The sequence below is a fragment of the uncultured Paraglaciecola sp. genome (assembly GCF_913058035.1).
Classification (GTDB): domain Bacteria; phylum Pseudomonadota; class Gammaproteobacteria; order Enterobacterales; family Alteromonadaceae; genus Paraglaciecola.
Genome location: NZ_CAJXPA010000193.1, coordinates 1 through 7431 on the forward strand (window position 1 = coordinate 1; position 7431 = coordinate 7431).

A 7431-nucleotide genomic window follows, 5' to 3' on the forward strand; every position below is an offset into this window, starting at 1 on the left:
ATATAAGTACGAAGACAGAATTCTATATTGTCAATTATGAAGCATGAACTAGGGAAACAATAATGTATAAACCAAACATATTAAGCGCTGCTGTTGCAGCTGTATTAATGGGAAGCGGGCTAGCAAATGCCGCTGAAATTGAAAAAATTCTAGTAACCGCTACAAAGAGGGCCGAAAGTTCGCAAGATATACCTGTTGCTGTTTCAGCACTAACGGGCCCAGCATTGGAGCAGTTAAATGTCACCAGTTTTGACGACTACATTAAATATTTGCCAAACGTGTCTCGCGGTGGCCGTGGTCCGGGTCAAAACGAAATTTATATCCGTGGTATGGCTTCTGATGCAAGTACTATTTCCGTAGCAGAAGCACAGGGCAGCGCCCCTACCGTGGCACTTTACGTGGATGAGCAACCCGTTTCTGCTGGCGGTCGTAACCTGGACATGTACATTACAGATGTTGAGCGGATAGAAGTGTTAGCTGGTCCACAAGGCACGCTATTCGGAGCAAGTTCACAAGCAGGTACAGTACGTATCATTACTAACAAGCCACAGCTTGACGAATTTGCAGCTGGGTTTGACTTTAGTATTTCTAACACCAAAAGCGGTGATATGAGCAACTCCGCTGAAGTTTATGTGAATATTCCCTTGAGCGACAAGGTCGCTGTTCGTCTTGCAGCCTATAATGACAATCAAGGCGGTTACATTGATAACGTTTATGGCACTACAACAATTGACCCTGTTGTTGCCAACACAAATCAAGCGCCTTTCGGTGTATTCATTCCTGCAGACGGTAGCATATCCATTGAAACAGCAGATAACAGAGAGCTTGTTGAAGAAAACTTCAACGACGCTAGCTACCAAGGTTATCGTTTTGGCCTAAAATATGAAATATTCGAAGACTGGAGCTTGTTGTTGCAACATACAGCACAGGATTTGAATGTTGACGGTGTTTTTGACTACGACCCTGCAGTAGGTGATTTGCAAGTTCAACGTTTTTTCAAGGATGAGTTAACAGATAAAATAGGTCTGACAACTTGGACATTAGAAGGTCGCTTGAGTGCACTGGACCTTGTTTACACCGGTGGTTTTGTTGATCGAGAAGTCTCTCAAGGTATCGACTATACTGGCTACAACAACGTAGGTAGCTATATTGGTACTTACACATGTAACTACGATGCGTCTTATGTTGCAACAAAATGCCATAGCCCTATAAAAGCGTTTACTAACGAAATCGATAGTACTCGCCAAACTCACGAATTCCGAATTAATACTGATTCTGATAATAGAGTACGTCTAACAGCAGGTATTTTCTACGATGATCAAGAAACTAATTCAGATGGTACCTTTCTTTATCTAGGTACCGCTGATGCGCTGAATACCGGCAACCCTCAATTTGGTCACAATATAAGAAATCCGCTGGTTCAATCAGGTGGCGATATAAACGCGATCACATTAATTGATCCTACTGCACGTTTGCCAGGCGAAGGCTTTATTAATGACATTCGACGTTCTGAAGAACAGATTGCACTATTTGCTGAAGTAAGTTTCAACATAACAGATAAACTAACGTCTTCTGTTGGCTTGCGTGCTTATGAAATTGAAGTAGACCTTGATGGATGGGCCGGAGGCGGTTTTTCTGGACCAGGACGTAATTTAGATGTTAATGCTGCAGCATTAAAAAGTGATGATGTAATTGGAAAGCTTAATTTCAGTTATAAATATGATGAGGACATGCTTTTTTATGCGACGTATTCTGAGGGTTTCCGCCCACCTGGCGTCAACCGTGCTGGTGGTGAAGCAGCAAATAGAGCTGAATACGGAACCATACCAGAAGGCTTTGGTTCGGATGAAGTTGAAAATGTCGAATTTGGCTGGAAAACAGATCTGTTAGATGGCACTTTGCGCTGGAACGGTACTATCTATTCTGTAGATTGGACTAATATTCAGGTGGCTCGTTTTGACCCAACTAACTTAACCATAACGACATTTTTAGATAACTCTTTGGATGCTAAAATATTTGGTCTTGAAACCGACTTTATTTATCTTCTGAGTGATTCCTTAACAATGTTTGGAGCCATGTCATATAATGATACTGAAGTTACAGCCATTGGTTCATCCATCTTCGCAGACCAACTCCCGCCCTTAGGTAGTCCATTACCTTTAACGCCTAAATATCAATTTAGTTTGCGTTTACGTGATGAATTAGAGCTTGGTAGCTATTATGGTTTCTGGCAAGTTGGAATGGTTTATGCCGATGAAACAATTAGCGCTTTATTGTTAGACGACGCTCTACCTCAAGATGCCTATACGGTTTGGGATCTATCTGCAGGTATCAGTAAAGACGACTGGAGAGCTGAGGTGTTTATCGAAAATGCGACCGATGAACGTGCTAATTTACATTTCAACTCCCAAGATGATGTGCCGCGTATAACAACCAACCGGCCTCGTACGATTGGCTTGCGTGTTTCATACGACTTCGAATAAAATAATATTTGTGTTTCCAAATAGACAAAAGGCGAACTCTTGAGTTCGCCTTTTTCTTATGTGAAAATCAAAACTACAAAAAGATAGACGTTACACAAGATAACTATGAAAATTAATGAAGCAATTCAAAAAAAGTCAATTTCTGACATTATTCAGCAAGCTAAAATGCTTATGCAGGCAAAGAAGATAGCCGATGCTGAAATAATTATTTTAGGATTGTTGGATCAAGATAAAGATAACCTTGAGGGGCTGTATATTTTATCTGTTTGCCAACGCTATCTTCAAAAATTTAAACATGCACTACAGACACTAGAAAAAATTAAAGTGTTAAATCCAGATTATGGTCGAACTTATCAGGAAGAAGGTCATATTTATCGACAGCATCAGGCTGTTGTACCTGCTATAGAGGCTTACAATCAAGCAGTGTTGCGCAACCCAGCACTGCTTGCATGTTGGCAGGCTTTAGCTGATTTATATCAACAACAAGCTAATCATACTGCGGCCAAGGAAATGCGCGAACAAGTCCAACGTTTATCAGCATTGCCTATCGAGTTATTAAGTGTCAACAGCATGCTCCATGAAGGCAAGTTGTATAAAGCAGAACAGCTATGCCGCAACTACTTGCAAAAAATGCCTCACCATGTCGAGGCAATGAGATTGTTAGCAAGTATTGGGGTGAAAATGCACGTGCTAGATGATGCTGAGTTTTTACTGGAAAGCTGTGTCGAATTTTATCCCAACAACACAGTTGTACGTTTTGATTATGCCGATGTACTGTACAAACGACAAAAATTTGCGGAAAGCCTAGAGCAAGCAGAAAAATTGCACAATGAAGACCCCACTAACTTAGCTTTTAGCATGATCATGGCTAACTGTCATGTCGGCGCAGGCAATATAGAGGCCGCATTATCAATATACAATAAGGTTCTGCAACAAACGCCTGATAACCCCAATGTACTTCTTATGTTGGCCCATGCTTTAAAGGCGGTTGATAAAGTTGACGAAGCGATTGCTGCATACCAAAAAGCATATAAGTCTAAACCAGACTTTGGGGATGCCTTTTGGAGCCTAGCCAACCTAAAGACTTATCGTTTCAGTGATGCAGAAATTAATATGATGCAGCACAGACAGACAGATGAAAAAACTGCTCTAGTGGACCGGTTCCATTTTTGTTTTGCGCTGGGTAAAGCATTTGAAGACAAAAAAGATTATGCGGTATCGATGGAATACTACCAGCTTGGTAATTCATTAAAAAAACAACAAAGCCGTTATAAGTCTGAACATATAGATGAAGAATTTCAGACACAAACTGACACTTGCACATCGTCATTATTCGCATTAAAAAAAGGCAGTGGTAACACTGCAGCAGACCCTATTTTTATCGTAGGTTTGCCAAGAGCAGGCTCTACTTTGTTAGAACAAATACTGTCTTCGCACTCCCAAGTTGATGGCACAATGGAGTTGCCGAATATAGCTTCTATTGTCAATAAGCTCAATGGCCGCCAAAGGGTCGACGAAGAACACCGTTATCCTGGTAATTTACATGAACTGTCGCCAGAGTTACTTGCTAAGATTGGCGAAGAATACATCAATAGCACACAGATTTATCGACAGAATGCGCCGTATTTTATTGATAAAATGCCAAACAATTTTCGACATATTGGCCTAATTCATTTGATATTGCCCAATGCAAAAATTATTGATGCACGGCGACACCCAATGGCTTGCTGTTTTAGTGGTTTTAAGCAGCTGTTTGCTGAAGGTCAGGAATTCACCTATGGCCAAGAAGAAATTGGGCGTTATTACAAAGGTTACACAAAGTTGATGGCACACTGGGAAGAAGTGTTACCTGGTAGGGTTCTGCGGGTACAATATGAAGATGTAGTTGACGACCTAGATACTCAAGTAAAGCGTATTTTAGATTACTGTGGCTTGCCATTTGAAGACGCTTGCCTAGAATTTCATAAGACTGTGCGTGCTGTTAAAACCCCAAGTTCAGAGCAAGTGCGCCAACCTATATATAAAACTGGTTTAGAACAGTGGAAAAACTTTGAACCTTATTTAGGGGCACTTAAAAAAGCCTTAAGTCCTTTAGCAAAATAAAATTAAGAACATAAATAATAATGAAATTAGAAATGTGGGGGCCAGGAAAGCGGGAGAAAAGACAGTTTTGTTGCTTTGAAAAATGTGTAAAACTGTCAGTATGGTTATTTCTACCCAGCACCCATTCTAGATTTTTCTGTAGATTCAACTAGCACTTCTTGACCCAATACAGCCAGTTCATTCCAAAAATCCCTGTCGATTTCAATACCGTCGGTTAATGCATGGGTATAACTGGATTTCATTATCATGGGTGATATGACAACAGTTTTAATTCCTTGTAGTTCAGGTAAATTTTTTGAAATATATTCCTGTAAACCCGCTGACTCAGTCGCGCAAACAACAAACAGTGATTGCTGATGGTTTTCATTTAGATACTCACCGCTAAACAAATCTTTCAATGGATACTGAGAATACTCAGGACAACAGACTCCTGTATCCGAAGTCACCACTTTTAAGCTTTTGTCATCGCGCCAGTATGCTAAACAAACCACGCCTCTTTTCGTACAATCAGCTAGCTTTTTAATAACCAACTTGCGATCATGACAATTGAGAACCGTTGCATCTGCTACACCACTTGTCATAGCTTCGACATAAGTAATATCTAAGGCTATTCCTGCAGCAACAATACAACTGTTACCTTTTGCATCAATCACTGAGTGTGCTTTATTACCCTCTTTACTTTCAAGCGAACATGGTTCTATTTGTAAACGTCTACGCTGCTCAAAATCTGGCATTCTTTTGCGGATCATTGCAAAGCTATCTAAGCCATGCATTTGTCCCCAGACGATCATATCTGCAGCGCTTTCATAACCACCAAAATCAAAACCTACACCTTCAAAAGCCTGCTTAAATAAAGCTATCAACTCATTTCTAGATGCCTTCACAATCAGCTGCCTGTTGCAATTGGAAAATACCAATCATCATCAAACGGTTTGCCTATATCAGATAATATGGGAGCCCCCTGAAACATAGTGTTTCGAACCCATAACTTTGATTTTGGATCAAATTTACTGACACCAAAGAATGATAACTTACATCTCAACAAGTCTAACGGAAGCATATTTTCATCTGCTAAGTTACCTTGTATCTCTCCATAATAATCTTTGGACATGGTTTGAATGCGTTTAACAATGCCGCTCATATTAGACTCACGGATTAAGAAATAAGCCACTGAATCATTATCAGAGTTTTGTTCAATATCGAGACAAAGTCGGTCATAGCAGTCACGAACCAAACGCGCTATTGTTAATGGCATCGCATTTTCTTCGCCAAGTTCGACCAAGCGCTGACCTAAACGGGGTTCCATTTTCTCTTTTGAACGATACCAAAAGAAATGCTCTGACCCTAGTTGGCTGAAATCGATGTCTAAAGCCCAGCTATAATTATTTTCAATTAATTGTTTTAATGTAGATAACAGCATTTCAGGTTGCATTTCATAAGATTCGTCTACACAAAGTTCTTCTTCTAAATCATCAACTAATTCAGGATAAAGCTCCATTAATAAAGAGTTAATCATTTCCTGTGTTTCCATACTGTAGTGAGACATTGCGTAATCTACTAATACCTTCCAGTTAGAACACTTTATACCATCAACGAGCAACCATTCCTGTGCTTGGGTCAGCTCGTTAAATAAATTTTCATTACGTTTAATTTGCACTATATCTGGAACATTAGTTTCGCTGATATGCCGCAGCACTTTCGTCATAATATAATTTAACTTGCCAAGAGTGACTTGATTTACCTCACCTAAGTTGACAACACGACTCACTGCGGTTTCTCTTACTAACATCCACTGGCTTACTAACTTAGGGTGACGTATCAAGTAGGGTGCCATGCCTAATCCCGTAGAATTACCAATGCCGATGAATCTTTTTACATCATCATCCATTGGTACCGCTGTTTCAGGCGATTTAATTTTGGCTAAATTTTCAGCTTGATCGATACTAAATTGACGCAACATATAACAACTGAACATTTCTGCTGAAAAAGGTCGAGCAAAATCTGGGCACTGACTTTTTACCTTAGCCCAGTCAGCCATACCAAACTTACCACTTCCATACGCAGCTGTTGTTCGATATAAGTAACCAACGTCTGCTAGTTTAGACATGAGAGGCTGGTGACCTTTAGCAAGCTCATTAACCACATACTCAAAATTACGTGAGCTTTTGTTGCCCCTCGATAGCACCATCATATTAGAATTAACACGCCCAGCTTCTTGCTTGGGTACGTTTTCTTTCATATCAGCAATCTGTTCTTCATCAACTTCGCCAATACACAAGGTCATGGTTAAGTCCCATTTCTCAGCAATAACACGATCATCTCGCTCATCGTCACTGATAAAATTGGAAAATAATACAAAACTGTAAGTATTATGTTTTGCTTGAACGGTATACACCACCGTTCCATAACCATGCTTGTCCAAATCAAATACAGTCGGCTTAATCACCCACTTTTCACGCATAATTCTGCGTATTAATGTTCGCATAAAACTTAAACGCGATTGGTGCAAACTACCCAATCGTTTCAAATTCATGACTTGTTCGGGTGCCCGCATTGGCAATGAACTTTCAAATAGACTATTAGCTACTTTCATAATGACTTATTCCCCGCATTGACATTTTTTGACTTCAACAATAGGCCCTGCTGCTTAGCTAATTGTTTAGCTATCATCGGAGCGTTCCATAACGAAGGTAGTAGAATCAAGGATACGGGTACTGCAGTTATTACAATAAAAGACTGCAACGCTGCAATGCCACCTGACCCAATAGAGACTAAAATAAGCGCAACCACACCCATCATCACACACCAAAATACACGTAATATAGTGGGAGGATTATCGTTACCC

5 protein-coding genes are annotated in these 7431 nt (G+C 40.1%); 2 read left to right on the forward strand and 3 right to left on the reverse strand.

Features of this window, described 5'->3' with window-relative positions:
- Positions 1-62 precede the first annotated feature (62 nt).
- On the forward strand, positions 63-2483 hold the full coding sequence (locus tag QZ562_RS18000) for a TonB-dependent receptor (protein ID WP_293763255.1): 2421 nt from the start codon (positions 63-65) through the stop codon (positions 2481-2483).
- Positions 2484-2588: 105 nt separating this feature from the next.
- On the forward strand, positions 2589-4586 hold the full coding sequence (locus QZ562_RS18005; RefSeq protein ID WP_293763257.1) for a tetratricopeptide repeat-containing sulfotransferase family protein: 1998 nt from the start codon (positions 2589-2591) through the stop codon (positions 4584-4586).
- Between the two features lie 110 nt (positions 4587-4696).
- On the opposite strand, the gene QZ562_RS18010 is transcribed toward QZ562_RS18005, so the two are convergent.
- From QZ562_RS18010 to QZ562_RS18020, 3 genes are all read right to left on the reverse strand, one after another.
- Positions 4697-5470 (reverse strand): DUF3726 domain-containing protein, encoded by a 774-nt coding sequence (locus QZ562_RS18010; RefSeq protein WP_293763259.1) that lies wholly within the window; start codon positions 5468-5470, stop codon positions 4697-4699.
- 2 nt (positions 5471-5472) lie between these two features.
- The gene (locus QZ562_RS18015; RefSeq protein WP_293763261.1) at positions 5473-7179 is read right to left on the reverse strand and encodes a hypothetical protein; all 1707 of its coding nucleotides are present in this window, start codon (positions 7177-7179) and stop codon (positions 5473-5475) included.
- Positions 7176-7431: BCCT family transporter (locus QZ562_RS18020; protein WP_293763263.1), on the reverse strand; the 256-nt coding region annotated here is incomplete at its 5' end. The genes QZ562_RS18020 and QZ562_RS18015, both read right to left, overlap by 4 nt.